Annotated in this window: 24 protein-coding genes and 1 pseudogene; 5 read left to right on the forward strand and 20 right to left on the reverse strand. The window is 45.5% G+C overall.

Annotation, left to right across the window (positions count from 1 at the left end):
* Positions 1–366: 366 nt before the first annotated feature.
* From PPO43_RS06715 to PPO43_RS06725, 3 genes are all read right to left on the reverse strand, one after another.
* Positions 367–1,695, reverse strand: coding sequence for an efflux RND transporter periplasmic adaptor subunit (locus tag PPO43_RS06715; RefSeq protein WP_272621044.1), 1,329 nt, complete (start codon positions 1,693–1,695; stop codon positions 367–369).
* A gap of 7 nt (positions 1,696–1,702) precedes the next feature.
* The gene (locus PPO43_RS06720) at positions 1,703–3,130 is read right to left on the reverse strand and encodes a TolC family protein (RefSeq protein ID WP_272621045.1); all 1,428 of its coding nucleotides are present in this window, start codon (positions 3,128–3,130) and stop codon (positions 1,703–1,705) included.
* 759 nt (positions 3,131–3,889) lie between these two features.
* Positions 3,890–6,457, reverse strand: a complete 2,568-nt coding sequence (locus tag PPO43_RS06725) for a S8 family serine peptidase (RefSeq protein WP_272621046.1) — start codon at positions 6,455–6,457, stop codon at positions 3,890–3,892.
* Positions 6,458–6,531: 74 nt separating this feature from the next.
* Between PPO43_RS06725 and PPO43_RS06730 the strand changes: the two genes are divergently transcribed.
* Entirely contained in the window at positions 6,532–6,960 is a 429-nt protein-coding gene (locus tag PPO43_RS06730) for a hypothetical protein (protein WP_272621047.1), read from the forward strand.
* A gap of 39 nt (positions 6,961–6,999) precedes the next feature.
* Positions 7,000–7,428: a hypothetical protein gene (locus PPO43_RS06735; RefSeq protein WP_272621048.1), complete on the forward strand. Its 429-nt coding sequence runs from the start codon at positions 7,000–7,002 to the stop codon at positions 7,426–7,428.
* Here PPO43_RS06735 and PPO43_RS06740 read toward each other — a convergent pair.
* Positions 7,418–8,668, reverse strand: coding sequence for a metallophosphoesterase (locus tag PPO43_RS06740; protein ID WP_272621049.1), 1,251 nt, complete (start codon positions 8,666–8,668; stop codon positions 7,418–7,420). The genes PPO43_RS06735 and PPO43_RS06740 overlap by 11 nt on opposite strands.
* Positions 8,669–9,004: 336 nt before the next feature.
* Here PPO43_RS06740 and PPO43_RS06745 point away from each other — a divergent pair, with 336 nt between their 5' ends.
* The 3 genes from PPO43_RS06745 (at position 9,005) to PPO43_RS06755 (ending at position 12,871) form a co-directional block, all read left to right on the forward strand.
* Positions 9,005–9,382, forward strand: a complete 378-nt coding sequence (locus PPO43_RS06745; RefSeq protein ID WP_272621050.1) for a diacylglycerol kinase family protein — start codon at positions 9,005–9,007, stop codon at positions 9,380–9,382.
* A 222-nt stretch (positions 9,383–9,604) separates the two neighbouring features.
* Positions 9,605–11,746, forward strand: a complete 2,142-nt coding sequence (scpA, locus tag PPO43_RS06750; RefSeq protein ID WP_272621051.1) for a methylmalonyl-CoA mutase — start codon at positions 9,605–9,607, stop codon at positions 11,744–11,746.
* 147 nt (positions 11,747–11,893) lie between these two features.
* The gene (locus PPO43_RS06755) at positions 11,894–12,871 is read left to right on the forward strand and encodes a hypothetical protein (RefSeq protein WP_272621052.1); all 978 of its coding nucleotides are present in this window, start codon (positions 11,894–11,896) and stop codon (positions 12,869–12,871) included.
* Positions 12,872–12,983: 112 nt separating this feature from the next.
* Here PPO43_RS06755 and PPO43_RS06760 read toward each other — a convergent pair whose 3' ends face one another.
* The 16 genes and pseudogenes from PPO43_RS06760 to rpsE form a co-directional block, all read right to left on the reverse strand.
* Positions 12,984–14,786, reverse strand: coding sequence for a leucine-rich repeat domain-containing protein (locus PPO43_RS06760; protein ID WP_272621053.1), 1,803 nt, complete (start codon positions 14,784–14,786; stop codon positions 12,984–12,986).
* A gap of 311 nt (positions 14,787–15,097) precedes the next feature.
* Positions 15,098–15,994, reverse strand: coding sequence for an ion transporter (locus PPO43_RS06765; RefSeq protein WP_272621055.1), 897 nt, complete (start codon positions 15,992–15,994; stop codon positions 15,098–15,100).
* Positions 15,995–16,118: 124 nt separating this feature from the next.
* On the reverse strand, positions 16,119–17,474 hold the full coding sequence (locus tag PPO43_RS06770; protein ID WP_272621056.1) for an ATP-binding protein: 1,356 nt from the start codon (positions 17,472–17,474) through the stop codon (positions 16,119–16,121).
* A 134-nt stretch (positions 17,475–17,608) separates the two neighbouring features.
* Positions 17,609–18,418 carry a T9SS type A sorting domain-containing protein gene (locus PPO43_RS06775; RefSeq protein WP_272621057.1) on the reverse strand — a complete coding sequence of 270 codons (810 nt, stop codon included), beginning with the start codon at positions 18,416–18,418 and terminating at the stop codon, positions 17,609–17,611.
* Positions 18,419–18,445: 27 nt separating this feature from the next.
* Complete coding sequence (dtd, locus tag PPO43_RS06780) at positions 18,446–18,904, reverse strand: D-aminoacyl-tRNA deacylase (RefSeq protein ID WP_272621058.1); 459 nt, start codon at positions 18,902–18,904, stop codon at positions 18,446–18,448.
* A 493-nt stretch (positions 18,905–19,397) separates the two neighbouring features.
* Positions 19,398–19,913 carry a 50S ribosomal protein L17 gene (rplQ, locus tag PPO43_RS06785; RefSeq protein WP_272621059.1) on the reverse strand — a complete coding sequence of 172 codons (516 nt, stop codon included), beginning with the start codon at positions 19,911–19,913 and terminating at the stop codon, positions 19,398–19,400.
* Positions 19,914–19,982: 69 nt separating this feature from the next.
* Positions 19,983–20,981 carry a DNA-directed RNA polymerase subunit alpha gene (locus PPO43_RS06790; protein ID WP_272621060.1) on the reverse strand — a complete coding sequence of 333 codons (999 nt, stop codon included), beginning with the start codon at positions 20,979–20,981 and terminating at the stop codon, positions 19,983–19,985.
* A 135-nt stretch (positions 20,982–21,116) separates the two neighbouring features.
* Positions 21,117–21,731 (reverse strand): 30S ribosomal protein S4, encoded by a 615-nt coding sequence (gene rpsD / locus PPO43_RS06795; protein WP_272621061.1) that lies wholly within the window; start codon positions 21,729–21,731, stop codon positions 21,117–21,119.
* A 54-nt stretch (positions 21,732–21,785) separates the two neighbouring features.
* The gene (gene rpsK / locus PPO43_RS06800) at positions 21,786–22,175 is read right to left on the reverse strand and encodes a 30S ribosomal protein S11 (protein ID WP_272621062.1); all 390 of its coding nucleotides are present in this window, start codon (positions 22,173–22,175) and stop codon (positions 21,786–21,788) included.
* A gap of 38 nt (positions 22,176–22,213) precedes the next feature.
* Positions 22,214–22,591: a 30S ribosomal protein S13 gene (rpsM, locus tag PPO43_RS06805; RefSeq protein WP_272621063.1), complete on the reverse strand. Its 378-nt coding sequence runs from the start codon at positions 22,589–22,591 to the stop codon at positions 22,214–22,216.
* A 15-nt stretch (positions 22,592–22,606) separates the two neighbouring features.
* Positions 22,607–22,723 carry a type B 50S ribosomal protein L36 gene (gene ykgO / locus PPO43_RS06810; protein WP_002659039.1) on the reverse strand — a complete coding sequence of 39 codons (117 nt, stop codon included), beginning with the start codon at positions 22,721–22,723 and terminating at the stop codon, positions 22,607–22,609.
* Between the two features lie 17 nt (positions 22,724–22,740).
* Positions 22,741–22,959 carry a translation initiation factor IF-1 gene (gene infA / locus PPO43_RS06815; RefSeq protein WP_002659038.1) on the reverse strand — a complete coding sequence of 73 codons (219 nt, stop codon included), beginning with the start codon at positions 22,957–22,959 and terminating at the stop codon, positions 22,741–22,743.
* An 80-nt stretch (positions 22,960–23,039) separates the two neighbouring features.
* Complete coding sequence (secY, locus tag PPO43_RS06820; RefSeq protein WP_272621064.1) at positions 23,040–24,455, reverse strand: preprotein translocase subunit SecY; 1,416 nt, start codon at positions 24,453–24,455, stop codon at positions 23,040–23,042.
* A 727-nt stretch (positions 24,456–25,182) separates the two neighbouring features.
* Positions 25,183–25,635, reverse strand: a pseudogene (gene rplO / locus PPO43_RS06825) (50S ribosomal protein L15); the annotation flags it as partial.
* 40 nt (positions 25,636–25,675) lie between these two features.
* On the reverse strand, positions 25,676–25,855 hold the full coding sequence (gene rpmD, locus PPO43_RS06830) for a 50S ribosomal protein L30 (protein ID WP_015692190.1): 180 nt from the start codon (positions 25,853–25,855) through the stop codon (positions 25,676–25,678).
* A 20-nt stretch (positions 25,856–25,875) separates the two neighbouring features.
* On the reverse strand, positions 25,876–26,391 hold the full coding sequence (rpsE, locus tag PPO43_RS06835) for a 30S ribosomal protein S5 (RefSeq protein WP_272621066.1): 516 nt from the start codon (positions 26,389–26,391) through the stop codon (positions 25,876–25,878).
* Positions 26,392–26,416 lie beyond the last annotated feature (25 nt).

Consider the following 26,416-nt stretch of genomic DNA (forward strand, 5'->3'; position numbering starts at 1 on the left):
CCTTTCTCTCAAAAGGTGCTTTTTAAAGGGGTTTGCGCTTGACATTTAGCCAAAAAAGCCCCTAAAAATGCTTGCAAAAATAAACATTTTTTTAAGGGCCGAGCAAATTATAAGTGCAAAAAAGCCCTTAGCCCTTCATTTTTTGAGCTTTAAAGCCATTGCAAACAAAAGATTTTCTGCTCACTAGCCCCTTTTGGTCCAGCAGGCGGCGAAGCCGCCGCAAAGGAGCGCAGCGACGCGGCTGAGGGATGGACAGCAGTGGCCCAAAGGGCCAGACCCAGCCGCCGAAGGCGGCGCAGGGCCGAGCGAACAGCGAGCTGCGAAACAGCCCGACCCGACCGAAGGGAGGGGCAGCCCCAAATCCATCTACTTCTCTGTCGTCTTTTTATACAGGTCTTTTTCTGCTACGGCCTCAATTAGACTCCCCTGCTCCAACTTCTTAGAAATAGCATCAAAGGGAGCGATGACGACTTGCTCGCCTGCCTTTAAGCCAGAGGTAATTTGGATGTAGCGATCATCTTGAATGCCCGTTTTTACTTCTTGCAGGCGGACAGAATCGGCCATTTGGACAAATACATATTCCTTTAGGCTAACCTCCTCTCCTTTTCTGACTTGCTCCTCGGCTTCCTCATCTTCTCGGCTAGTGACGGCTGCAATGGGAAGAGACAAAGCATTGGGAATGCTATTGGTGCGAATTTCTGCAGAGGCTGAAAGTCCTGCTCTAAAGGGGGGCTTATTGGGATCAACTTGTAAGTCCTTATAGCTTTCTTGCGACATCAATATGCGCACCTCAAAGTTGGTTACCTGATCCGACGTGAGCGCCATAGTGCTCAGGCCCGTGGCCGTGTTGGCAATATGAGTCACTAGGCCCAAAAACTTGCGGTTGGGATAAGCATCTAGCTCAATATCTGCCGAATCGCCTCGGTTGAGTTGTAAAATATCGCGCTCATTCACATCTACACGGACCTCTATGGAGCTGAGGTTAGAGATTTTTAGAATGGGCGTTCCCGCCATCTGAATGGTTCCAACTACCTGCTCGCCTTGTTTTTTGTAAAGCTTAGACACCACCCCGGCCATAGGCGCATAAATAGAGGTTTGCGAAAGGTTTTTCTGCTGCTCCCGCACCGTGGCATCGGCACTTTCTACATTAAACTTGGCTGAGCGGATGCTCTCGTCTAGGGCCGCAATATTGGCCTCGGTAGAGCGGAGGTTGGTCTCCATGGTTTCTAGCTCAGCCTTAGAAATAACACCCTCGTCAAAAAGGGTTTTGTTCCGATCGTAATTGACTTTGGCTTGGGCCAACTGCACCAAGAGTTGATCTTTTTGGGCCTTGATGTTCCCCAATTGCGCTCTAGCCGATTTGGCACTAGCCGCTGCCCGTTCAACCACAGAAGCCAAGGCTTCGGGGTCAATTTTGGCCAACAACTGCCCTTCCTTGACATTTTCTCCTTCTTCTACCAAAAGCTCGACGATGGTTCCCGATACATTGGAGGTAATTTCTACCTCTGTGGCGGGAAATAGTTTTCCACTCGCATAAACCGACTCGACAATTTGCCGCTTTTCGGCAGCTTCTACGGCCACTCGAATCGCCTTAGACTTTCCGTCTTTGCGGAAAATCACAATCAAGGCCGTTGCTATAAGCACCAAACCGATAATCCAGATAATGGGACTGATGCCCTTTTTCTTCTTTGCCATAGCCTTCTTAGTTTTCTTGGGGAGTATTCAGTCCTATCCCTCTATAAAAATCAAGGACCTTTAGTTTGAAAAGTAAATCATATTTGGCCTGCACCACCGAAGAGGCCGCTGAGGTCAACATATTTTGTACAGAACTGAGCTCAAACCCATTGACAATGCCCAGCTCAAAGCGTTTGCGGGTGTTTGCCGCAGAGGCCGAGGTGGCGGCCAAGCTTTTTTGGGCCGCTTCTAGGCTTTTTCTAGCCGCTTTAACATCGGTTAAGGCTCTTTGGATATCTGCCTTGAGCTGATTTTGGGCCTGACTGCTATTTAACTTGGCCAATTCTAAGTTGAGTTTGGCCCGATCAATCGCAATCCGCGTCTGTAAGCCATTAAAGATAGGGACCGATAAGTTGATGCCTAGGTTGGTGTAGAGGTTGTTCCCCACTTGCTCAAAATAAGGAGTGGTTCCCCCTTCTATGGTCTGTACTGTAGGAAATTCTACGGGAATTTGTGTCCCATTGACATCTAAATAAAGGGTTTGAGTAGTTTGCTCTGTCGTTCGGTCTTTAGCCGCCGAAGAATAGTTGGAAGTCAAGGAAACATAGCCCCCTAAGGTAGGCATTAAGCCCCCTTCCGCTATCTTGATCGCCATATCTGCACTTTCTTCTCTCAAGCGATTGGCGGCCATATTGGGCATATTGGCCGCCGCTTCTAGATATAGCTCCTCCAAGCTTTCTAGCTCTCGGGCTGCAGGCAACTCCATTTGCATCACCTTCAAACGGATATTTTCATCTACGGGCATATTGATGAGGACCTTGAGATTGACATAAGCCAACTCAATCGTGTTTTCTGCATTAACGATGGCCTGCTCATCTCTAGCCTGCTGCGCTTCTAGCTCCAAACGGCTATTATCAGGCAAGTTGCCCGCTTTAATCTGCTTGAGGGTTTGGACCAATTGCTCTTCGGTCAAGGCTTTTTGTGCCTGCAAAACCTGCAAGTTTTCCTCCGCCAGCAAGACCTGCAAATAGGCCTGAGCCACTGAAAGGGCGTTGGTCTGCTTGGCCTGCTCCAAATCCTGCGCACTCGCCTGAACATCCAATCGACTTTGCTTGAGCTGATTGCGCAAACGCAACCCCTGATAAATCGGAAAATTGGTATTGAGCGAAAGCTGAGAAGACTGCGTGCTCTGATTGACATACTGATAGGAGGTAAAATCAATCGAACGCCCCAAGTTCAAGCCATGCCGAAAAGAGGCATTTAATGTAGGGTAAAACGCCCAGCTCGCTTGCTTACGGTTCAGCTCGGCCTGCCGCTGCTGTATACCCGCCTGCTTGATCTGGGGGTTGTGCTGCCAAGCATAGTTAATACAAGCAGCCAAATCAAGACTATCTTGCCCAAAAAGAGGACTCCCCCCTAAAATGAGCAAAACTAAAACTCCATAAAATTGACGCATAAGGGATTCTTTTATTTGCTTCAAATTAAGGCTAAAAATAAGAGTTCTCCAACAAGTTCGATAAAAAGCAGGCTTTTCTAGATAGTTCGAGTTTTGTTTTGGGGCTGCCCCGCCCTGCGGGCGGGTCGGGCTGTGCGCGGGCTCGCTGTTCGCTCGGCCCTGCGCTTTTTTCGCTGCGCTCAAAAAGCTTGGTCTGGCCCTTTGGGCCACCCTTTTCCATCCCTCAGCCGACGGGCCTGCGGCCCTTTGCCGAGTTTGTGAGACTGTTTAAAATTTTGTGTGCACCCTTTCCCCCCTAGGGACAAGCCCCTACTTTTTCAGACACCCCCAACAGTCTTTCTCAACTTTACAAATGCCATTTTACAAATCCCGAATAGCTTTCCCTTTGAATTGTTTGGAGCTTGGCTCCGAAATCACGCTATTATATAGACCTATAGGTTAAAACCTACAGCAATCAAGGAGACCCAGCTACATCCAATAAAAATGGGCCGAAGGTTAAAACCTTCGGCCCATAACTAGAGGAAAACAGCCAATTTTACCGCCAAAAGATTTAAATCAATGCGGGTTTTAACCCGCATTCCATAAAAACATTGCGAAGCAATACCACCCTTGCTGTAGGTTTCAACCTACAGTATCGGCCTAGCGATGTGCAGCAGTGCGGCGAAGCCGCAGACCAAGGCCGTCAGGCCGCAGGGCCGAGCGAATAGCGAGCTGCGAAACGTAGCGCCGACGAGCGAAGTGAGGCGGAGGCCCCAATACCTACTCCTTCAGAAAGCGATCTTGTAGGCCTAAATTAGGCCAATGCAAAATATAGAGCCCTGCGGGCCATTGGCCCAAAGAGATTTGGCCCGACCACTGTCCGCTGGCTAGTTGGCGGCCCTGTAAGTCATAAATCATCCAAAGTTCGCCTAATTGAGGGGGCGACTTTAGGTAGAGGGCCTGCCGAGCGGGTTGGGGATAAAGCTGCATTTGGGATTGGGCAATGGGGTTTAGGCCATCGGGCGAATCCACTTGCAGACAATAATCTTTGGTCTCACCAAAGCCCGTATCGCCACAGCTGCTAAAGGCGCCAGAGCCCCATTTGAGCTGCCAGCGACTGCGGTAATTGCCCAGCCAATGGGTGGGAATCGTCAGTTGGTCTACATAAGTTGTTTGCATTTGGCTAATTGTGGGAGAGCTCCAGACCAATTCGAGGCTATCAAACTGCCCATTGCGGTCCAGATCTACCCAAAGCCCCAGGCGCCAATTGGGAAAAGGGCTACTGCCCGTGGCCCAGCTCCAGTGAATGGGGTAAGTTTGGCCCGCTTGCAAAAAGAAGCTGCTATCATAGGCGGCATAGCCATTTGCAACAACAGAAGAAGCATAACTACTATCGCCCAGTTGCAGCGCTGTCAACCATTCAAAGTTGTTATTAGCAAAGGGAGCGCAATAATTTAGATCGCGGCAACTGCCACAGCCTGCCGTGCTCAATTGTAGATTTAGGCTATCTAAACTAGGGCTAGCGCAGTTGGACCAAAGGCGAATCTCATAGGCTTGGCAGCTATCTAGGTTGGGCAAAGTAAAGTTATTTTGACTGCTTTGGAGTGTTTGGCTACTCCCCTGCCCTATTGGGCCATAAGTTAGCGTATAGCTTTGGGCGGCGGCTATCTCTGTAAAAGAGAGGGCCAAGAAATCGCCGCCGCTGCTATCCAATTGCCAAAGTTGAGGGGCATTGCAGCAGCCTTGGCTCTCCCAAAAAACATAATTGGTATCGGCAGAAGCTTGGCCGTTGCAGCTCGACCAAAGGGCAAGTTCGTAAGTTTGGCAGGGCTGCAGTTGGTCCAAAAGCAAAAAGCTATCTGTAGTGCTGAGCAACTGCCAGTTGCTTTGGCCCAAAAGGCGGTAGCGCAAAAAGCTGCTATCGGCTTGGCTGCTCCAAGAAAGCAGCAGGCTATCGGGCTGATTGGAAGAAAAAGATAGATTATAGGGGGCCGTGCAGCTAGGCAATTGGCAATCACTATATTCCGCAGCGGCTAAGGCTTGGGCTAAGTTGAGGCGACCGCCAGAAAGGCAAAAGGTATCGAGTTGGGGCAGGCTATCTACTCCCGCTAAAATGGCATTTTTGACATAAAGGGCGGTGGCTGCGGGCTGCAATTGGGCCAGATAAGCCAGGCGGGGACAAGGCAGGCTATAAATCAGGCCAATCGCTGCAGTAACTAAGGGCGCCGCTGCCGAAGTACCCGAAAAATTGCCCATGCTTCCCCCTTTCATTTGGGTATATAGGCCATCGCCAGGGGCGGCTAGGTCAATACTTTGGCGACCAAAACCAGCGGCGGTCACCTTTTGGTCGCTACGGTTACTATTGGTCACCGCAATCAGGTAAGGGCTGGGGCTATGTGTGGGCAGGTCGCCTACTAGGTCCACATTATTATTTGCATTAGAGGTAGAGGCCACGACCAAAATACCAGCTTGCCCCAAAGAGTCAAAGAGATTGGTCAAAACGGGAAAATCAGTAGCCAGCACCTCATCTACGCCCCAAGAGGCATTTATGGCAACGATTAGGGCTCCTTTTTGGCCGCCAGAGCGGTTATAGGCTCTTCTTTGGGCCAAGGGGTAGGCATAAGCAGCTATGGCTTCGGCCTCATTGCTGCCGCCACCGACCACCGTCAGCAGTTGGCTGTACCAGTCAATGCCAGTGCCTAAGCTATTGTTATTGGCTTGGCCCACAATCAAGCTACTGACGGGACTACCATGGCTAGCGCCAAAGGTTCCGCCTGAAATCTCATCATTTTGGTTGAAGCTAGACCAGCCTTTAAAGTCGTCAATAAACCCATTTCCATCATCATCTAAGCCGTTGTTTGGAATTTCGGCGGTATTGGTCCAAAGGCGGCCTTGCAATTCTGTTAGCGTCGTATCCAGTCCATCGTCAATAACGGCCAAAACGAGCTGTTGGCCCAGGGCTGTTTGGCCGCCCTGCGCCAAGTCCCAGGCGGTGGTGGCATCAATATCGGCATCAACCAAGCCACCATTGCTGCCATTATTTTCCAGATGCCATTGTTGATTAAAATCGGGATCATTAGGAATCAGGCGAGGGCGCAATGAATGATTTTTTTGTAGGGCCACTACTCTAGGCCAATTGGCTAGTTCTTGGGCGGCAGTTGGTCCTAGTTGCAGCTCCCAAATATTGAGAGCAGGGACCAAGGGACGAAGCACTCTTAGGTCCCAATGGCTAGGCCATTTTTGGGCCTCTATCTCTTCGCTATAGGCTAATTGGACAATCCAACTTTCTTGAGCAGCTAAAGAAAAGGTAAAAAATAAACAACAGAGGGTGTAGAGGTAGTTTTTCATATTATGCTTTTAAGGATCTTTGCCACTTATTAAAAGACTATATTAGACAAATAATACTAACTAAAAATAATCCTATGAAACAAATCCTAAGCATTCTGCTCTCTACAGTGCTTTTATTCAGTTGTCAGACAAGCAAACAGCTAGCAGAAAAAAGCGTCATTGGAGACAGCTATTGGAAGGTTTATGATTATAAAATAAAAAACGTTCAAGAGGAACAGTTTGGCAAGGCCTTGCAAGAGGTAATAGCTAATCAAATTTTTGATCAGGCTATCATTCAAATTCAAGACAGTACATTTTACATACAGTCTCAGAAAGAGAAAACGGATGCTAAAATCATCGCTAGGCAGGCAGACTTTCTTCTTCTTTATGATGCCAAAGAACAGAAAGAAATTAAGTTTCCTTATGAACTAGACGCTAAAAACAAGAAGTGCGTCTTTCGTTTTCCTGGCTTTGATGGAGAAGGAGAAATCTTGCTTTATAGCGAGCAAATTCCTATGCCTTAGTCAGTTCTTTTAATAAAACACAAACCTAAAAGTAATTCTATGAAACAGATCCTAAGCATCTTTCTCTTGGCCAGCCTTCTATTCGCTTGTCAGAGCAGTAAAAAGCTAGCAAAGAATAACATTATTCAGGATAGCCATTGGACAATTTATGAAAGCAAACTGCAGAACCCATCCTCAGATAAAACCCCTATACCTGTACAGGAGCGGGCTATCATCCAGCATCTAAATAATGGGCGTATTCTTTTGCAAGACAGCATGGTTTATCTCAAGACCCTTAAAGAGACAATAGATGCTAAAATCATCGAAAGACATGAGGATTATCTGCTTATCTACGATAAGAAAAAGCAAAAAGAAATTAAGTTTCCTTATGAACTAGACGTTAAAAACAAGAAGTGTGTCTTTCATTTTCCGGGCTTTAATGGTAGAGGAGAAATTTTGCTTTATAGCGAGCAAATTCCTATGCCTTAGTGAGTTCAAAAAGGGTAATTTCGGGTAGCATGCCCACTCTACCTGGGAAGCCCAAAAATCCAAACCCTCTATTTACGTAGAGGCGTTGGCCCAAATCTTCATAAAGTCCGGCCCATTCTTTATAGCGCCATTTGGCGGGGCTCCATTGGAAGCCAGGAATTTTCACGCCTAATTGCATTCCATGCGTATGCCCGCTGAGGGTCAGATGCACCTTTTGGGGATGTTCTAGCACCTTATGCCGCCAATGTGTGGGGTCATGAGAAAGCAAAATGGTAAACAATCCATTATTTTCTTCGCCAAAGCAGCCCGCCAGATCGCCTTCTTTGGGATAGGGACCATGGCCCCAATTTTCTACTCCAGCCAAACAAATTTGCTGCCCCTCTTTTTCGAGTACTAGCGCGCTGTTGTTTAACATTTTAAAGCCCATATCGGCTTGATATTGCTTGAGTTTATCGAGATTTTGTTCCTTGGCCGCATCGGAGGGCCAGCGGACATAGCTGCCATAATCATGGTTGCCCAGCACAGAAAATTTACCGAGGGGAGCCGTCAAATTGGCAAAAAGGTCGATATAGGGAACAATTTCATGGGCGCGATTATTCACCAAATCGCCCGTAAAGACGATCAGGTCCGCTTCTAGGTCCTGTATCATTTGCAGGCCTTTGGCCACGGCCTCTCGGTTATCAAAACTGCCTGCATGCACATCAGAAATCTGGACCATTCGCAGGCCATTGAAGGCCTCAGGCAGTTCGGGGTCCTTAATTTTCACCTTGTCCACAGTATAGGCATATTTTCCGCGGCTAATCCCATAGAGAAAAGAAGCAAAGGGAACCGCCGCCACAAAAAGGGCCAAACGGCGCATAAAAGTTCGTCGGCTTTGCAAGTTCACTTCCCGTTCTGCATCCTTCAGTTTGGCCAATTGTTGGCCCCCATAATGCGTAAAGCGATAAAAATCCTCAATAAAAAGGAAGCCCGCATAGACCAACTTTGTCACCAGCAAGGTCACCCAAATTCCAATCATCAGGTGATGAGCCAGTTGTAAATTGCTCAAGGGTTGGGCAGAGGCCGTACGGCCCATAAAAAATAGCCAAGCCACTGGAGTCGCAGCAGAAAGCCAATAACTGATTTTCATCCAGAGTTTAAACTGATCTTTAAAATGCCCCTTGAGGCCATAAAAAACATAAAACTCTAGGGAAAGAAAGAGCATAATAAAGATAGAAGAGCCTATAATTCTAGCTAGCATAGTGGTTTGTTTTGATAGAACCCTTCAAGTTAATAACTTATTTTTAAAGGCGCTCTAATGTATTGATTTCTATTTTTTGGGGCTGCCCCGCCCTTCGGGCGGGTCGGGCTGTTTCGCAGCTCGCTATTCGCTCGGCCCTGCGTTTTTTTCGCTGCGCTCAAAAAAACTGGGTCTAGCCTTCGGCCACTGCTGTCCATCCCTCAGCCTGCGGCCCTTCGGGCCTGTAGGAGCGGATATATTTTGTTTGGGACCAGCAGTTTAAGCGCTAAACAAGGTATTTTGTTTCTTTTTGGCTCATAAAAAAAGCTGTTCTCCCCTATCTTAGGGATCAAAAGCATGAAAAACTATATAAAAGCCCGTTGGGCCAGCTTTGGCTATGCCTTTGCGGGCCTTTTTGATTTTGTTTCGGGTCGGCATCCCCACGCTATTTTGCATCTTATTGCGGCCATCACGGTTTTGCTAGCGGCCTATTACTTTGCGCTTGCGCCTTGGGAATGGGGCCTTATTATTTTGGCCATTGGGGGCGTATTGGCCCTAGAGGCCCTCAACTCCGCTTTAGAATATGTGGTTGATCTGGTTCAGCCTGATTTTCATCCTTTGGCCAAGAAAGCCAAGGACATGGCTGCGGCAGCGGTATTGATTTTTGCCCTAGCGACTTTAGGCTTGGCCGGCTTAATTTTTTGGCCTAAAATCCTTAATTTGCTGGCTAGCTAGCCAAAAAATAGCTGCCTTTGGCAGCCATGGCCGAAGGCCAAACGGCCTAGCGATGTGCAGCAGTGGCCCGAAGGGCCAGACCAAAGCGCTTTAGCGCTGCAGGGCCGAGCGAATAGCGAGCTGCGAAACGTAGCGCCTGCCGTAGGCAGGAGGCCCCAAACAGCAGCAGAAAAAAAGGCCAACAAATAATTAAGCAGATTACCGCCCTAAAAAATAATAGCTATGAACTATTTAGACGTAGACATTTGTGCGCAAACGCCTTACTACAAGCAAGAAAAAGCGGCTTCATCGACTTGGGAGAATGCCGAGCAAATCCCTTTAAAAACTCGTTTTTCGGAGGAAGACATTGCTGAAAACGAGCATCATAAATTTGGGGCTGGCAAGGCACCTTTTATTGGAGGGCCTTATGCGGGCATGTATCCTTTGCGGCCTTGGACCATTCGGCAATATGCGGGATTTTCGACTGCGGAGGAATCTAATGCTTTTTATCGCCGGAACTTGGCGGCGGGGCAAAAGGGCCTTTCTGTAGCCTTTGATTTGGCCACCCACCGCGGTTATGATTCGGACCATCCCAGAGTAAAAGGCGATGTGGGCAAGGCGGGCGTAGCCATTGATAGCGTGGAAGATATGAAGATCCTCTTTGATCAGATTCCCTTGGACCAGATGTCGGTTTCGATGACCATGAATGGGGCGGTGATTCCCGTTATGGCCTTTTTCATTGTAGCGGCAGAAGAGCAGGGTGTGGCGCAGGAAAAACTGAGTGGGACCATTCAGAATGATATTTTGAAAGAGTTCATGGTGCGCAACACCTACATTTATCCGCCGGCGGCTTCTATGCGCATCATTGCGGATATTTTTGCCTACACCTCTAGCAAAATGCCCAAATTCAACTCGATTTCGATCAGTGGTTATCATATGCATGAGGCGGGTGCTCCGGCAGATTTGGAATTGGCCTATACCCTAGCCGATGGTTTGGAATATATTGAGACGGGGATTAAGGCGGGCTTAAAAGTAGATGATTTTGCGCCTCGTTTGTCCTTCTTTTGGGGCATTGGGATGAATCATTTTATGGAAATTGCGAAAATGCGTGCGGGTCGGATGCTTTGGGCCAAATTGGTCAATCAATTTGAGCCAAAGAACAACAAATCATTGATGCTCAGAACACATTGTCAAACTTCGGGTTGGAGTTTAACCGAGCAAGATCCTTATAACAATGTGGCTCGGACCTGTATTGAGGCCATGGCAGCCGTTTTGGGAGGCACGCAATCCTTGCACACCAACTCTTTTGATGAAGCCATTGCCTTGCCTACGGACTTCTCGGCTAAAATTGCTCGGGAGACGCAGATTTATATTCAGGAAGAGACCAAAGTAACCGATGCCATTGATCCTTGGGCGGGTTCTTATTATGTAGAATACTTGACTCAAGAATTGATCAATAAAGCTTGGGCGCACATTCAGGAAGTGCGAGAATTGGGGGGTATGGCCAAGGCCATAGAAACCGGTTTGCCCAAAATGCGCATTGAAGAAGCGGCGGCTCGCAAGCAAGCTAGAATTGATAGCGGGCGTGAGCAATTGGTGGGTGTTAACTTATTCCGTTTGGAAAAAGAAGATCCCTTAGACATTTTAGAAGTAGACAACAAGGCGGTAAGAGAGGCTCAGGTCAAGCGTTTGGAAGCCATGAAAGCGAGTAGAGATGAGGCGGCCGTACAAGAAGCATTGGCCAAAATTACAGCAGCGGCAGAAAGCGGAGCAGGCAACCTTTTGGCCTTGGCCGTAGACGCTGCGCGTTTGCGGGCTAGTTTGGGCGAGATCTCGGCGGCTATGGAAAGCTCTTTTGGTCGTTATCAGGCCACCAACCGCACTATTTCTGGGGTTTATGCTCAGGAAGCATCGGGTAATGAATACTTTGAGCGGGCGCAGGCCTTGGCCAACCAATACGCCAAAGCAGAGGGTCGCCGTCCTCGTATTATGATTGCCAAATTGGGCCAAGATGGGCATGATCGTGGGGCAAAAGTCATTGCTACTGGTTTTGCTGATTTAGGTTTTGATGTGGATATGGGGCCATTATTTCAGACTCCAGAAGAAGCTGCTCGTCAGGCGGCGGAGAATGATGTCCATATTTTGGGCCTTTCCTCTTTGGCTGGTGGACATAAAACCTTGGTGCCTGAAAGCATTGCGGCCTTAGAAGCTTTGGGTCGTCCGGATATTATGGTCGTTGCAGGTGGTGTTATTCCTGCTCAGGATTATGCTTCACTTTATGAGGCTGGTGTAGTGGGGGTATTTGGTCCTGGTACTCAGATTGCTCAGGCAGCCATTTCTATTTTAGAGTTGCTTTTAGAAGTGCAGGCGGCAGAAGAAGAATAAAATATTTTTTTAGGTAGTTAAGTTATTGGAAGCTAGTTAGTTCTTTTAAGCTAACTAGCTTTTTTTTTAAAAAAATTCAGCTGTAACTTTTGGGGCTTGCTGCTTTAAGAAGACATAATGCCCTATTTATAATTTAAATAAACCCCTATGTACAAACTGCTTTTAACAGCGCTATTCTGCGCAAGCTTTGCCCAAAGTTATGGGCAAGATATTTTGAATAAAATCAAGCAAAACCCTGATATTAGTTGGGCACAAACGACTATTTTAGAATTTGATACAGATATAAAGTGTCGCCGTAGATACAAACAATTATCTGGAGACCATTATCTGAATTTAGTTATTAAGCACCAAATGCCTCTACAGTTAGAAGTTAGCCCAGAAGAATCTGAATACCATAATTTTGCTGACAAGATAGCCAATAAGGAATTTTGGAGTAAGGCCAAAAATAAATGTTACCTGGATCCGAACTTACAGCAGTTACTCACAGCCGAACAAATAGCTAAAAAAAATGCGGTTACAGATACCCTAGTCACTTTCGATCCTGAAGATTTTTCAGAGATTGTAGAACCAATTCATGGAACCTACAAACATTATCACATCTCTCACTTCAAACTTTTTCTTTGTTATGCCTATAACAGTAAAAGTCAAAAACTAGAGGTCTACCCTATTTCTTTGGCTCCTATTGTTGGTCGTTTTTCAGATGAGGGCAAGCTAATAAGAGAAAAAGTAACATTTTGGATTCCCGTCCAAACAACAAAGAAAATAGATGCTCAAAATGCTAATTTAAACTGGATACAAAAGCAAAATTTGAGCTGGAGATTTAACGCTACTTCAGGGCAAAAGCTAGTGGAGGAACAAAGCATAGCTTCCCTTATTTACTCTCAAATCAAAAACTTAGATAAAATAGCCCAGACCCAAAACGTCTACAATACCCCTCCTATTTTAGGTGGCAAATTGATAACTACAGAGGAGATTAAAAGCTTTCAGACTAAACAGATGCCAAATATCAAAGGCATTTTCTTTAGTTATGTTTTGGCTTGGGATGCTCAGCAGCAAAAAGCTATTATTCAAATAGAAGGCTGCTCTCCCATGACCCGCGGTTGTCTTTATTTTATTGCAGAATAACTTGGTAAAAGATGCCATTTGTTGTGACTGGCGATTATTTTATCTCTGTGTTTTTTGGCTTTCGCTCTAAAACAGCAAGAGGCGAACAGTAAACTGTTCGCCTCTTTTTCATTTAGCGTCTTCCTCTATTTCGTTCCCATTCTTTTTGGGCTTCTTTCTTTTTGCGTTCTTCTTCTTTGGCTTTTCGTTTAGCTTCTAGGCGTTTTTCCTTTTGGCGGAGGCGGAAGGCTTTTTCCTCTTCTTTGGTTGGCTTAATTTGTTCTCTTAAGCCAGTAAGCACGGGTTGCTTAGCCATTACAAATTCGGAGGCGATATTCTCTTGGATCTTTTTGAGGCGTTTTTTGGTAATTTTATTTCCTTCTAAATCGAGAAGTTCCAAGTTCTTAAAATAGCGAATACTTTGGGGTAAATCCATAATATTATTGCGTTCTAAGGCGAGGTGGCGTAAGGACCAAGTGCCCATATTATCAGGCAATTCTGAAAGTTGATTATCATTCAGGCTGACATGCTCAATTTTGGGCATTTTAATAATAATCGAATCGCCTAGTTCACTGATTAAATTGCCATCGAGATAAAGCTTTTGCAGTTGTGGGGCGGTTTCTAAGGCTTTAGGCAATTTTTGAAAGGCATTATTATCTAAATAAATAGCGGTCAATCTTTTCCAACCGCTACAATCTAAGTCTTCGCTTAATTGGTTGATTTTATTATTAGTTAGATATAAGACCTTAAGATTTTTTAGGCCTCCAAAAGTAGTGGGTAGATTTGCAATTTGGTTATCATTTATATAGAGTTCCTCTAGTTGATAAAGAGTCCCCATGCTATCGGGTAAGCTAGTTACCACATTATTATTGAGGAATAAGGCTCTCAGTTCTTTGCAATTTCCGATGCCTGAGGGCAGATCAGTCAACTGATTATCGCTTAGATAAAGGTTTTCTAGTGCGATTAGCCCGCCCAAGTTAATGGGTAAAACCGTCAATTGATTAGCGTCAAGATAAAGCTTGCGCAGGCTTTTAAGCTGGCCAAAACTCTTAGGTAATTGCTTAAGCTGGTTATGCTCTAGACGGAGTAGTTCTAACTTTTGGAGTTCTCCAATACTTTCGGGAATTCGCTCTAGTTGATTATGTTCTAGACAGAGTTTAACCAAAGAGCGGCTACTTCCAATTTGAGCGGGTAATTCTTGCAGTTCATTATGAGCGGCAAAAAGAAAAGTTAGTTTTTTAAGATAGAGCAGTGCATCGGGTAATTTTTTGAGGCGGTTATCATCTACGGCTAGTACTTCTAGAGCCGAGGCTCCGCTCAGGGTTTCTGGCAGATATTGCAGTTGATTTTTATCGAGTAGTAAGCTGCGCAGAAGCTTGAGTTTGCCTAGGGTTTCTGGAATATTTTGCAGCTGATTATTTTCTGCGGCGATAAAAGCCAGTTTTTTAATCTCTGCTAAATTATTGGGGAGCATGCGCAGCTCATTGCCATCAATATAGAGGCGGCGAAGATTGCGCAGGCCTTTGATTTTTTCGGGTAAGTACTGCAGCTGGTTATTGGACAGGCGGAGTTCTTCTAGGTAAGGGAGGTCAAAGAGGCCATCGGGTAATTCTTTGAGTTGATTATTTTCCAGATTGAGAAAAAAGAGATGGCGAAACTCTCGGATACTATCGCCCAGAGCAGCCAAAGAGTCATTGCTAAGATCTAGTCGATGGACGCGGTTTTTTACAGCAATAGCGCTCTCTAGGCTATAATAGGTAATTGCCTCTTCATAGGCATATTTTCGATGTTCCCAAAAGGCCACCGTATCGGCGGCGGTGGTGAGGTACATAGGGAGTTTTCGAATTAGGCTACCTTGGGCCGAAGCCATTTGTAGGCCCATACAACTAAAGGTAAAGAGCAAAAGTAGGTGGTAAAAGCTTTTCATGAGCATCATATAAAATTGGGTGTTCAAAGAAAATTAGCGGCTAGTGTATTTAGGCAAAAGAGAGCAGCTTGGTCCAATCGGCCGAAGGCCGAGCGGCTTAGCGATGGGAAGGGGTGGCCGAAGGCCAGACCGAGCAAAATGAGCGCAGCGAAATTTTGTGAAGGGCCGAGCGAATAGCGAGCCCCGGACCGTAGCGCCGCAGCTTTGCTGCGGAAGCCCCAAAAAATAAGAACAAATTTGACCCAAAAAAAGCCCAACACCTATAGCGTCTGGGCTTTTGTATATCTTAAAGATAAGGTTTTTTTAAAAGAAGGCCTGATTTAGACCTTAGGTTTTTTGTTGATGCGGGTTCGTTTGGGTTTATCTCCACCGTCTCCGCCTTCTTCTTTTTCTTTTTTGGCGTCGAGGACCATTTGGAAGTTATTGACGATTGCCCCGACAACTAGGTTCATCAGGAGGTAGGCGGCGATAATCATCCAGGAAACGTGGTAAAGAGTTTTGACCCAGTTAGGGACATCTGGGGCGACTACATTTCGGCCATTAGCGGTAGTAAACTCATTATCGAGCATATTATAGCGGAGGTCGGTCCAGTCTTCTCCAGTTAGGATTCTGAAGAGCGTAAAAAAGGCCTCGCCCATATCTTTGTAGGGGTCGGGATTGCTAACCGTCAATTCTAGGTGTTCTGATTGGGCGTATTCTGGATTTTTGAACAGGGAGACGCCGATAATGGCGTAGATATACATAATCAGGAAGAAGAGCACGGCGATATAGGAAAGCGACCGGACTGAGCGGACCAAGACGGCCACTAGTACTTGCATTTCTTCTACGGCACGGATCGAGCGGGTAAGTTGTACGACACGGAGAACACGAAGCGTGGCCCAAACGCTATTTTGGCCACCTTTTTCGTTGGCCATAATAATATCGGCTACTTCTGGGACCACCCCTAAAACGAGGATAATGATATCGAAATAGTTCCAGCCATCAGAGAGGAATTGCTTGGTACTTGTTCTACCGACCCAGCGCAACCAAATTTCTACAAAGAAGACAAAGAGGATGAACAGCTGCACATAATGCAACCATTCTGGGGCCCATTCATAGGTTTGGATTCCGATGAGGAGACCGTTGATAACAATGGCTCCTAAGATACTAAAATTGAAAAAATTGGTTCGGATTATCGAGCGTGCGAACTCTTGTAATCCTTTCGAGGAACTGCTCATAGGGCTGTTTCTTTTTTGCTTAGCAGTGTGATTGGTTCTATATAGGTAGGTAGGTGTAGCACAGGACTTAAAATTAGTAATTTATTATATAAGCCCTGTATTCCCATGCCTTTTAATTTCACAATTAGAGTGTTTTCCCTTCCTTGCGTAATTCTTTGCGCAATCCTTCCTCTATATCTTCCATTGCTATTTTTTCTTGGCCTCTGCTGAGGGCAGAAAGAGAGCAATAGCGTAGAATATTGATAATGCTACCCCCTGCAATTTTATGATCATTGGCCAATTGATGAAAGTCAACATCATCTTCTAATTGTAGGCCTTCAAAGCTATTGCGCCAAAGGCGGAGGCGTTGTTCATAGTTGGGGGTGGGGAAATAGATCATGGATTGAAAGCGGCGGGTAAAGGCGATATCCATATTGGCTTTGAGGTTGGTAGCCAGAATAATAACGCCTGAATAATCTTCTACCCTTTGGAGTAAATAAGCCACTTCTTGGTTGGCGTGTCGATCTTTAGAATCGGAAGCATTAGTTCGTTTTCCAAATAAAGCATCGGCTTCATCAAAAAAGAGGATCCAGTTTTTGTTTTCGGCCTGATCGAAGATATTGGCCATATTTTTTTCGGTTTCCCCAATATATTTTGATACGACTTGAGAGAGATCTACTCGGTAGACATCTAGGCCCATACTTTTACCCAACAAACAAGCGGTTAGGGTTTTACCCGTACCTGGAGGACCATAAAAGAGTGCCCGATATCCTCTTTTCAGTAATTTTTTAAGCCCCCAATCATTCATAATTTTATCTTCATGCTCTAGCCAGGCCGTAATTTCAGAAACTTCGGCTAGAACGTGGGGATCAAGGACCAAATCGGCCCAATCTAAGCGGGTACCAAGTAGTTTGGCGGGGAAAGTCGTGCTAAAATCTGGCTTATAAGGCTGTCCACTAGTGAGGCGCATTAAGTATTCCTCCGATATTTCAAGCGGATTACTAAGTACTGGCTCCCGATACTGGCCCTTTTGAAGATCGAGCTTGAGAATGCCTAATTTAGAGAAATAATGGCTGGGGCGGAAAAGCTCTAGGACTTCGATCCGCTTGGCTACATTATTTCCAGCAATAACAAATGCCGCCGTTTCTCCTGTAGGGAGAAAACCGCTATGGCGTTTGCCAACTAGCCCTCCAAATTGAGTATAAATACGCTCGTAGCTCTTGTTTTTAGTAAAGAAAATATCTAGGATTTCGGGCCGAATATGCGGACAAAGACTGAGAATGAGGATAAGCCGCTCATCTGAACTCATCGCAAAATGCCGTATGCACTGGGCATAAACCGAATTATCTTGGCTGATGTCTGGCGGCAAAATTTCATAGATATCTTGATTGGGCCGCTGACTTTCTATAGATATTTTATAGCGAAGTTTTAATACCAGTTTTAACCAATTTAATTCTCGGCTAAGGGTTTTGGCATTATTCCGCATTCTCTGATGCATCATATTTTTTACTTTAAGGCCCCTAAAAAACACATTTTTAGGCAGTTTTCAAAGCCCTACTTATTCTTCTTTTGGGCCAAAAAAATAACTCCTCTAGCCAACTAGACTAGAGGAGTTATTTCCTTTTATATCCGTATTTAACGGACGAGCTTTCTTTGCCAGCGCCCTTTTGCCGTTTGTAACTCTAAGAAATAGATTCCATGAGGTTGATCTTCTAAGGAAATTTCCCCCTCAAATCCTTGAATATTTTCTTGCCGTACAAGCTGCCCTTGGCTATTAAATAGACGCAAGTGGTCTAAGGGCAAGTCCGTATTCTGGCGGAAGAAATATAGTCCATTAGGACTTGGATTGGGCCAAACAGTTAAATCTTCATCTGCTAAACTGACTATGCTACTACTAACAGCTTCTGTAAAACTGATGCTAATTGGACTAGATGGCGCATCTCCTGAACTGCCACTACCATCTACCGCATTTCCCATAGCATAAACAGTCACAGTTCCCGTACCCGCCGCAGGAGCCGTCCACTTGGCCCTAAATACACCTGTGCTAGAACGCCCCTGATGCTCTAAATAACTTCGATTATTCACTACAGAAATTTGCGTATTGGCAGTACTCACACTATCTAAAGCTCCCGCTTGATTGTTATTAGCATCTAAAAGTACCGCCTGAGCACCAAAGCGACTATAATTACTATTGCTCACGCTAACGCTCAAATTATAGCTTGCACCAGGTATGTATTCGGTAACAGCACTACCATTTTCGTCCAATAAACTGACCGAAACTAAGGTACTCGCCGAGGCCGATCCATGACAGGCCGAACAAGTTGAGCTGGAAAGAGGCGATCCACTATTATCACTTCCTGCAGCCGCCCGGCCACCACTACTACTTTGCAAGCCCGCATAAAGCAAGCCTAAACCAAAGAGGAAAAAAAGGAAAGATTTTCTCATAGCAATTAAGTTTTTTTGGGGAAAGAGTTAAAAAATCTCAGGGGTTCTGCTATCCAAAATAATCGTGACAGGGCCATCATTATGCAAATGAATTTGCATATCGGCTCCAAATTGACCACTAGCTACTTTTTGGCCCAATTGCGCCTCTGCTTTGGCAATGAATTCCTCATAAAGCGGAATCGCTTTTTCTGGCCTAGCCGCCTGAATATAAGAAGGTCGATTTCCTTTTTTACAGGCCGCATAAAGCGTAAATTGACTCACTACAAGCAACTGACCCTGAACATCTTGAATAGAGTAGTTCATTTTTCCTTGCTCGTCATTGAATATACGGATTTTTAGTAGCTTTTGGATGAGCCAATCCAAATCTTTGGGAGTATCTTCTTGATGAATGCCTAAAAGTACAAAAAGTCCTGCCTCAATTTGACCCACCATTTTGCCCTCCACATCCACTTGGGCACTTTTTACTCTTTGAATGACTAAGCGCATATCTTTTGATTTATAGATTGATGAATAGTTTGGGGCCTCCGCAGCAAAGCTGCGGCGCTACGTTTCGGGGCTCGCTATTCGCTCGGCCCTGCGGCGCAAAGCGCCTTGGTCTGCGGCTGCGCCGCCCCCCTGCACATCGCTAGGCCGCTCCTCCTAAGGGCTAGCTTTTAGCCTATTGCTCCGGCCATTTAATGATCTGCGTCTAGCAGGCGGCAAAGCCGCCGCAGGCTGAGGGAAGGTAGGGGGTGGCCGTAGGCCAGACCGAGCAAAAATGCTTTGCATTTTTTGCGATGGGCCGAGCGAGCAGCGAGCCCCCGCACAGCCCGACCCGCCCGAAAACTCATGAGGGTTTTAACCCTCATTTTGTATCGCTTCGCAAAGCGATACCGCTTTGCGCTGGGTTTTAACCCGGCGGAAGGGGCAGCCCCAAAAAATAAAAGCCCTTTCTCCTAAGGGAAAAAGGGCTTTATATAAGGTATGATGAAGGGAAGACCTATTCTTCAGTCTTTTCTTCTTCATTGTCGGCTGCTTCTTCGGTAGCTTCCTCTGTAGTTTCTTCAGTGGCTACGGTTTCAGCAGTTTCGCTGCTTTTCTTTTTGCGGCGACGACGAGTGCGTTTTTTGTCCGCCTCTTGAGTGGCGTCTGCGGCTTCGTTATAATCCACTAGCTCGATGATAGCTACATCAGCGGCATCGCTAGGACGGAAACCCATTTTGAGGATACGTACGTATCCACCGGGGCGCTCAGCGATTTTGGGACCTACTTGATCAAAGAGCTCATTGATTGCGTCTTTGTTCTGAAGGTAGCTAAATACAACACGACGAGAGTGAGTAGTGTTGTCTTTGGCGCGAGTAAGGATAGGCTCAATAAACTTGCGAAGGGCTTTGGCCTTGGGCAAAGTTGTTTTGATGCGTTTGTGTGTAATAAGGGCGATAGCCATATTACGAAGAAGGGCCTTACGGTGGCCAGATTTGCGGCTAAGGTGGTTAAACTTTTTACCGTGTCTCATGATGGTAATTTTATCATCGTAGCACTAAGCGCTTGGGGCTCGGTTACTACAAAAGTGAAAGATTATAATTTACTCTTCGTCGAGTTTGTATTTGCTGAGGTCCATGCCAAAGTTAAGACTTTTGTCTTGGAGCAGCTCTTCAATTTCGACTAGAGATTTTTTACCAAAGTTGCGGAACTTGAGAAGTTCGTGAGTTTCGTACTGCACGAGATCAGCCAAGGTGTTAATTTTGGCTGCTTTGAGGCAGTTATAGGCGCGGACAGAAAGGTCGAGATCTTCCAAAGAAGTTTTGAGCAATTTGCGCATGTGCAAGATATGCTCATCGACAATATTGTCTTCCTTATCGGTTTCATCAGGGAACTTGATATTCTCATCGGTGATGAGCATCAGGTGTTGGATAAGAATTTTTGCGGCTTCTTTGATGGCTTGTTCGGGATGAATAGCGCCATCTGTTTTGATATCGATGTTCAGTTTTTCATAATCGGTATGTTGGCCTACGCGGCTAGCAGATACAGAATAGTGAACATTTTTGATAGGAGTATAAATTGCGTCGATTGGAATATAGCCGATGGGGGCATCTTTAGGCATATTTTCCTCAGCGGGAACATATCCACGGCCCTTAGTTACGGTCAACTCCATTTCGAAAGTCATTTCGTCATCGAGGTTGCAGATCACCAATTCTGGGTTAGTAACTTGGAAAACGTTAGTGTGTTCATTGATATCGGAGGCGAGAAGTTGGCTTTTTCCAGACACACTGAGGTAAATTTTCTCAGAGGTGATATCGGGATCATCTAGAAGGTACTTCAGGCGAAGTTGTTTTAGATTCAGAACGATATCGACAACATCTTCGACTACGCCTTCGATAGTAGAGAATTCGTGTTCGGCCCCTTTAATTCTGACGGCAGAAACGGCAAAACCTTCGAGAGAAGAGAGTAAAATTCTGCGTAGAGAGTTACCGATAGTTTGGCCAAAGCCAGGTTCTAGCGGTTTGAACTCAAAAGAGCCCTCGAAGTCGTCGGCCTTTTGGAGAAGAATTTTATCAGGTTTTTGGAAGTTCAGCAAGCTCATAAATAAAATAGAGATGTGGCGATTAGATAAAATAATCAGACTAGGAGCCTTATGAAAGTGTAGGAAGGCAACAAAGAAAGCTTAGGACGAACCCTTGGGGGCTGTCCTAAGCTAGAAATCTGTTTAAGATACAGATTATTTAGAGTAGAGTTCAACGATAAGTTGTTCGTTGATAGGCTCTGGAATTTCGTCGCGGTTGGGATAAGCGACGAAAGAACCTTCTAGTTTTTCGGCATTAAATTCTAGCCAGCTATACTTTTGAGCTTCTTTGCTATTGGCAGCAACAGACTCTTGGATAGCAACTAGACCTTGAGATTTACCACGTACAGCTACAACTTCACCGGGGCGAACAGAGTAAGAAGGTACGTTAGTAACAACACCGTTAACGGCGATATGGCCGTGAGTAACGAGTTGGCGAGCAGCGCGACGAGTAGGAGCGATACCTAGGCGGTATACTACATTATCTAGACGTGCTTCTAGCATTTGAAGAAGGATTTCGCCGGTAACGCCAGATTTGCGGCTAGCGGCTTCAAACATGCGGCGGAACTGGCGTTCGAGCACACCATAAGCATATTTGACTTTTTGTTTTTCCATAAGCTGTTTACCGTAATCAGATTTCTGCTTACGACGTTTAGCTAGGCCATGTTGGCCGGGGGGGTATTTCTTACGCTCGAAATATTTATCATATCCGTAGATAGATTCACCAAAAGCTCTAGACTTTTTTGTTTTTGGTCCTCTATATCTTGCCATTGTTTCCTAAGATTTAACGGTTGTTTTTTGAATAAAAGCCAATGCCAGAAGGCATTATACGCGGCGCTTTTTGGGTGGACGACAGCCATTGTGGGGAAGTGGAGTTGTGTCTTGGATTGTAGTAACACGAACACCAGCACCATCGATGGCACGAATAGCGGCTTCACGGCCAGAACCAGGTCCTTTAACGTAAACGATTACGCTACGTAGGCCAAGGTCATAAGCTTCGCGAGCTGCTTCTGAAGCACATACCTGCGCTGCATAAGGCGTATTCTTTTTAGAACCGCGGAAACCCTGTTTACCAGCAGAAGACCAAGAGATTACTTGACCTGCTTTGTTGGTAATACTGATAATAATATTGTTGAAAGTAGCTTGGATATAAGCACGGCCTTGTGCTTCTACTTTTACACTTTTCTTTTTGACTTTCTTAGATGATTTAGCCATAACTGCCTTGAGATATTAAGCTTGACAAAAAATTAGAATTATTTACCCACTTTCTTCTTGTTCGCAACGGTTTTACGTCTTCCTTTGCGAGTACGAGCGTTAGTCTGGGTACGTTGTCCACGAACGGGAAGACCACGACGGTGGCGGAGTCCGCGAACACAAGCGATATCCATAAGGCGTTTGATGTTCATCTGCACTTCTGAGCGGAGTTGTCCTTCTACGAGGTACTCATCAGAAAGGATGTTGCGGATTGCTTTAATATTATCGTCTGACCAATCCTTTACTTTAGTACTTTCATCAATCTGCGCTTTAGCTAAAATTTCTTTAGCGCGAGTAGATCCGATACCATAAATATAGGTTAGGCCGATAACACCTCTTTTATTCTTGGGTAGATCAACACCTGCTATACGAGCCATAATATATGTTTTAAATTATCCCTGACGTTGCTTGAACTTAGGGTTCTTTTTGTTAATAATGTAAACTTTTCCTTTGCGGCGGACGATTTTGCAGTCTGCCGATCTTTTCTTGATAGAAGGCTTAACTTTCATGATTAAGGTTACTTTTACTACTTGTAGCGATAGATAATACGTCCGCGGCTAAGGTCATAGGGAGACATTTCGACGGCTACTTTATCACCAGGTAAGATTCGGATGTAGTTCATTCTCATCTTTCCTGAGATGGTAGCAATAATTACGTGTTCGTTTTCTAGCTTCACGCGGAACATCGCATTAGAAAGCGCTTCAGTAATTTCGCCGTCTTGACGAATAAGATTCTTTTTTCCCATTAGACTGTTTTTTCGGACTGCAAATATCTTTAAATTCTTGGTAAATACCTAATAATTAGACTGTTTTTCAAGCTGTGGTTTTAGCTTGCTGGGTTTTCTGTGGTGGGGGTAGCATCTACGGCCGGATTCTCTCTGCGGCCTCTGAGGCGTCCACCTTGGATAAACCCACCATAAGAGTTCATAGCCAAGTGACCTTCAATTTGCTGAAGTGTATCGAGAACTACAGCTACCATAATAAGTAGTGATGTTCCTCCGAAGAAGATAGCAAATCCAAGATCAATTTGGAGAATACCAGCTGCGATACCAGGCAAAATAGCGATAGCACCGAGAGCGATAGACCCAGGCAATGTAACTCGAGAAGCGACCTTATCAATATGCTCTACTGTGTCTGCCCCTGATTTAACATTAGGGATGAAAGCATTTTGGCGTTTCAATTGGTCTGCATGCTGCTGAGGATTAACAATCAAAGCAGTATAGACATAAGTAAAGATGACTACCAAAAAGAAGAAGAGAACATTGTAAGGAATAGAAGTAAAGTCTGCCAACTGTCCCCAGATAGTATCTGCGCCTGCTGGTGCTCCGAGAAAACCAGCGATGGCACCAGGAACAAACATAAGGGCTTGGGCGAAGATGATAGGCATTACTCCTGCTGCATTAAGTTTGATTGGAATATGATCTAAGCCAGACTGACCGCCCATAGCCGCAATACGGCTAGCGCCATCGGTTCGTCCGATCATATGTTTAGCAAACTTAATTTGAATTTTGCGAACAGCTTGAACCAGAGCGACTGAAGCAAGAACAACAAGTGCAAATAGGGCTAGCTCTACGATAAAGATTACCGGGCCACCGGCCATTGCGCTAAACTTGAGGTTCATTTCTCCAACGAAAGCCTGAGGAAGGGTAGCGATAATACCTGCAGTAATGAGTAGAGAGATACCATTTCCGATACCTTTATCGGTAATGCGTTCTCCTAGCCACATACAGAACACAGTACCTGCAGTCAGGATAATAATGTTAGAGAACCAGAAAATAGGAAGTCCTACATCACTAGAGATAGCTTCAGGGAAAGAAGCGTGCATATAGTTGAGGTAGGCAGATCCTTGAACTAGGGTAATCGCTATAGTGATATAGCGAGTAATTTGATTGAGTCGGCGTTGGCCAGCTTCTCCATCTTTTTGCAATTTCTGAAAATACGGAATTGCAAATCCGAGTAATTGCACGATAATAGATGCTGAGATATAGGGCATAATCCCTAGAGCAAAAACGGCAGCGTTAAAGAAGGCCCCCCCTGAGAAGGTGTTGAGTAGGTCTAGCAGGCCAGGACCATCCTCTCCTCCGCTACTGAGTTGTTTTTGAATTTCAGCGGTATCAATACCGGGCAAAATGACGAAGCTACCGAAGCGGTAGACTGCAAGCAAACCTAGGGTTAGCAGGATTCTGTTTTTGAGTTCTGGAATAGCCCAGATCTCTTTCATTTTTTCTATAAAGGATTTCATGGATCAGCTCTGTTATAGTCTAAAAGAGGTGTCTAGATTGACTTTTGCGGCCCCTAAATTAAGAGAATTATTTTAGGGAAGGAAATAAATAGCGCTTAGTGAAGCTTTATATCTGCTAAAAAGGACAAAAAAGGGTATAAAAAGCCCTAGCAACCCCTAGCCTATTACTAAAATAGGCTGGGGTTTTATATCCTGGGCAGCAAAGCTTTGGCTATTGCGGCTATTTGTAATAGAGTATTTCTCCCTGGGGTAAGGGTTTGCAGTGAGTGCGAAGTGCTGGGCGTTGGCCTAGCTGCCTGCAGCAGTGTGGCGAAGCCACAGACCGAGGCGCTTAGCGCCGAAGGGCCGAGCGAATAGCGAGCTGCGGAAGGGAGCGGCCGCTGAAAGCGGCAGGCCCCTAAAACCTTAAGAAAGGGAGCGAAAGCATTAGACACTTGAGGTACAAAAAAGAAGGAGAAACTGGAATTTCTCCTTACTACTGTACCAGATTTTAGCCGAGCAGAGAGACTGCTGCGCCTAAGGCTTCGATTTGAGTTTTGACTTCTTCCTCTACTTTCGCAGCTTGGAGGTCAAATTTAGTTTTGAGGCTACCTTCAGCGATAACGTGCAACTTATCATGTTCATTAACGTGCTTGAAGTGTGCTGCCAATTCTTTAGCGCCAACAGTAGAAAGCTCTGCAGCTTCTACAACACCTTGGATTTGGTTAGCTTTGATGATAAGTAGGCAAGATCCACCTTTTTCTTCGATAGCTGCTTTAGCAGTTTTAGAGAAGCGGAAGGCAGAAACTTGAAGTGCAGAAGTTAGTTCACCTTCAGCGAGGACTTTAAACTGTTCGTTCTTTTTGATAAGGCCAGCAGCTACGAGAGTGTCGATATCGACAGTAGTCGTATTCATTTTGTTGGCAGCATCTTGAAGATCGTTCAAGTTAACTACAGCGAAGCTATCGGGTTGGTAAGATTGATAGCGGCGAGCAGTGTTTTTGAATCCACGTTTGGGTAGGCGCATTTGGATAGGCATTTGACCACCTTCATGGCCTCTTTTGCTTTTGAATCCAGAGCGAGATTTGGCACCTTTATGACCGCGAGTAGAAGTTCCACCACGGCCTGAGCTAGTCCCGCGGCCGATGCGTTTACGATTCTTTACGGCACCGTTAGCGGGTTTGAGGTTACTCAGTTTCATTATGTGAAATGTTTTACTGATGAGAAAAGGAGGAGCTGGGTTAGAGCTCTTCTACTTTTAGCAAGTGTTTAACTTTATTGATCATTCCGGCTACCTGAGGAGTTACAACTTGCTCAGAAGACTGGTTGATTTTGCGCAGACCTAGAGCCACCATAGTTGCTTTTTGGTCTTTTGGACGATCGATAACACTTTTAATTTGCGTGATACGTACTTTTTTCATGATATCAGAGAGGTTAAGGACTATCCGTTAAAAACTTTTTCGAGTTCAATTCCTCTAGTCTTAGCTACTTGAGAAGGCGTGCGTAGTTTTTGCAGCGCATCGATAGTCGCTTTGATTACGTTATGAGGATTAGAAGAACCGAGAGATTTGGCGAGTACGTTATGAACACCGGCTACTTCTAGTACGGCGCGCATAGCACCACCAGCGATTACCCCAGTACCATCGGCAGCGGGGCGGATAAGTACTTTACCTGCGCCAAACTTACCGTGTTGTTCGTGCGGGATAGTTCCGTTTAGTACGGGCACTTTAACGAGATTCTTTTTAGCTTCTTCTGCGGCTTTAGTGATAGCAGCAGAGACTTCACGGGCTTTACCTAGGCCGTGGCCTACTTGTCCGTTGCCATCTCCAACTACAACGATAGCGGCGAAGCTGAAGGTACGACCTCCTTTGGTCACTTTAGAGACACGGTTGAGGGCGACCAATTTATCTTGGAATTCAGTATCTACTGGCTTTACGCGATTAGATTTCTTTGCCATGGTTAATTATTGGTTTTCGCTAGAT

The sequence above is a fragment of the Saprospira sp. CCB-QB6 genome (assembly GCF_028464065.1).
In the GTDB taxonomy this organism is placed as follows: Bacteria; Bacteroidota; Bacteroidia; order Chitinophagales; family Saprospiraceae; genus Saprospira.

What these genes read in the sequence shown, in the direction of transcription:
- rpsE (WP_272621066.1), bottom strand. Translation starts at nt 26,391, where the DNA reads ATGGCAAAGAAATCTAATCGCGTAAAGCCAGTAGATACTGAATTCCAA.
- infA (WP_002659038.1), bottom strand. Translation starts at nt 22,959, where the DNA reads ATGGGAAAAAAGAATCTTATTCGTCAAGACGGCGAAATTACTGAAGCG.
- ykgO (WP_002659039.1), bottom strand. Translation starts at nt 22,723, where the DNA reads ATGAAAGTTAAGCCTTCTATCAAGAAAAGATCGGCAGACTGCAAAATC.
- rpsM (WP_272621063.1), bottom strand. Translation starts at nt 22,591, where the DNA reads ATGGCTCGTATAGCAGGTGTTGATCTACCCAAGAATAAAAGAGGTGTT.
- PPO43_RS06765 (WP_272621055.1), bottom strand. Translation starts at nt 15,994, where the DNA reads ATGAGCAGTTCCTCGAAAGGATTACAAGAGTTCGCACGCTCGATAATC.
- PPO43_RS06730 (WP_272621047.1), top strand. Translation starts at nt 6,532, where the DNA reads ATGAAACAAATCCTAAGCATTCTGCTCTCTACAGTGCTTTTATTCAGT.
- PPO43_RS06775 (WP_272621057.1), bottom strand. Translation starts at nt 18,418, where the DNA reads ATGAGAAAATCTTTCCTTTTTTTCCTCTTTGGTTTAGGCTTGCTTTAT.
- rpsD (WP_272621061.1), bottom strand. Translation starts at nt 21,731, where the DNA reads ATGGCAAGATATAGAGGACCAAAAACAAAAAAGTCTAGAGCTTTTGGT.
- dtd (WP_272621058.1), bottom strand. Translation starts at nt 18,904, where the DNA reads ATGCGCTTAGTCATTCAAAGAGTAAAAAGTGCCCAAGTGGATGTGGAG.
- PPO43_RS06790 (WP_272621060.1), bottom strand. Translation starts at nt 20,981, where the DNA reads ATGAGCTTGCTGAACTTCCAAAAACCTGATAAAATTCTTCTCCAAAAG.
- PPO43_RS06740 (WP_272621049.1), bottom strand. Translation starts at nt 8,668, where the DNA reads ATGCTAGCTAGAATTATAGGCTCTTCTATCTTTATTATGCTCTTTCTT.
- PPO43_RS06770 (WP_272621056.1), bottom strand. Translation starts at nt 17,474, where the DNA reads ATGATGCATCAGAGAATGCGGAATAATGCCAAAACCCTTAGCCGAGAA.
- secY (WP_272621064.1), bottom strand. Translation starts at nt 24,455, where the DNA reads ATGAAATCCTTTATAGAAAAAATGAAAGAGATCTGGGCTATTCCAGAA.
- PPO43_RS06715 (WP_272621044.1), bottom strand. Translation starts at nt 1,695, where the DNA reads ATGGCAAAGAAGAAAAAGGGCATCAGTCCCATTATCTGGATTATCGGT.
- rplQ (WP_272621059.1), bottom strand. Translation starts at nt 19,913, where the DNA reads ATGAGACACGGTAAAAAGTTTAACCACCTTAGCCGCAAATCTGGCCAC.
- rpsK (WP_272621062.1), bottom strand. Translation starts at nt 22,175, where the DNA reads ATGGCTAAATCATCTAAGAAAGTCAAAAAGAAAAGTGTAAAAGTAGAA.
- rpmD (WP_015692190.1), bottom strand. Translation starts at nt 25,855, where the DNA reads ATGAAAAAAGTACGTATCACGCAAATTAAAAGTGTTATCGATCGTCCA.
- PPO43_RS06760 (WP_272621053.1), bottom strand. Translation starts at nt 14,786, where the DNA reads ATGATGCTCATGAAAAGCTTTTACCACCTACTTTTGCTCTTTACCTTT.
- PPO43_RS06725 (WP_272621046.1), bottom strand. Translation starts at nt 6,457, where the DNA reads ATGAAAAACTACCTCTACACCCTCTGTTGTTTATTTTTTACCTTTTCT.
- scpA (WP_272621051.1), top strand. Translation starts at nt 9,605, where the DNA reads ATGAACTATTTAGACGTAGACATTTGTGCGCAAACGCCTTACTACAAG.
- PPO43_RS06735 (WP_272621048.1), top strand. Translation starts at nt 7,000, where the DNA reads ATGAAACAGATCCTAAGCATCTTTCTCTTGGCCAGCCTTCTATTCGCT.
- PPO43_RS06720 (WP_272621045.1), bottom strand. Translation starts at nt 3,130, where the DNA reads ATGCGTCAATTTTATGGAGTTTTAGTTTTGCTCATTTTAGGGGGGAGT.
- PPO43_RS06755 (WP_272621052.1), top strand. Translation starts at nt 11,894, where the DNA reads ATGTACAAACTGCTTTTAACAGCGCTATTCTGCGCAAGCTTTGCCCAA.
- PPO43_RS06745 (WP_272621050.1), top strand. Translation starts at nt 9,005, where the DNA reads ATGAAAAACTATATAAAAGCCCGTTGGGCCAGCTTTGGCTATGCCTTT.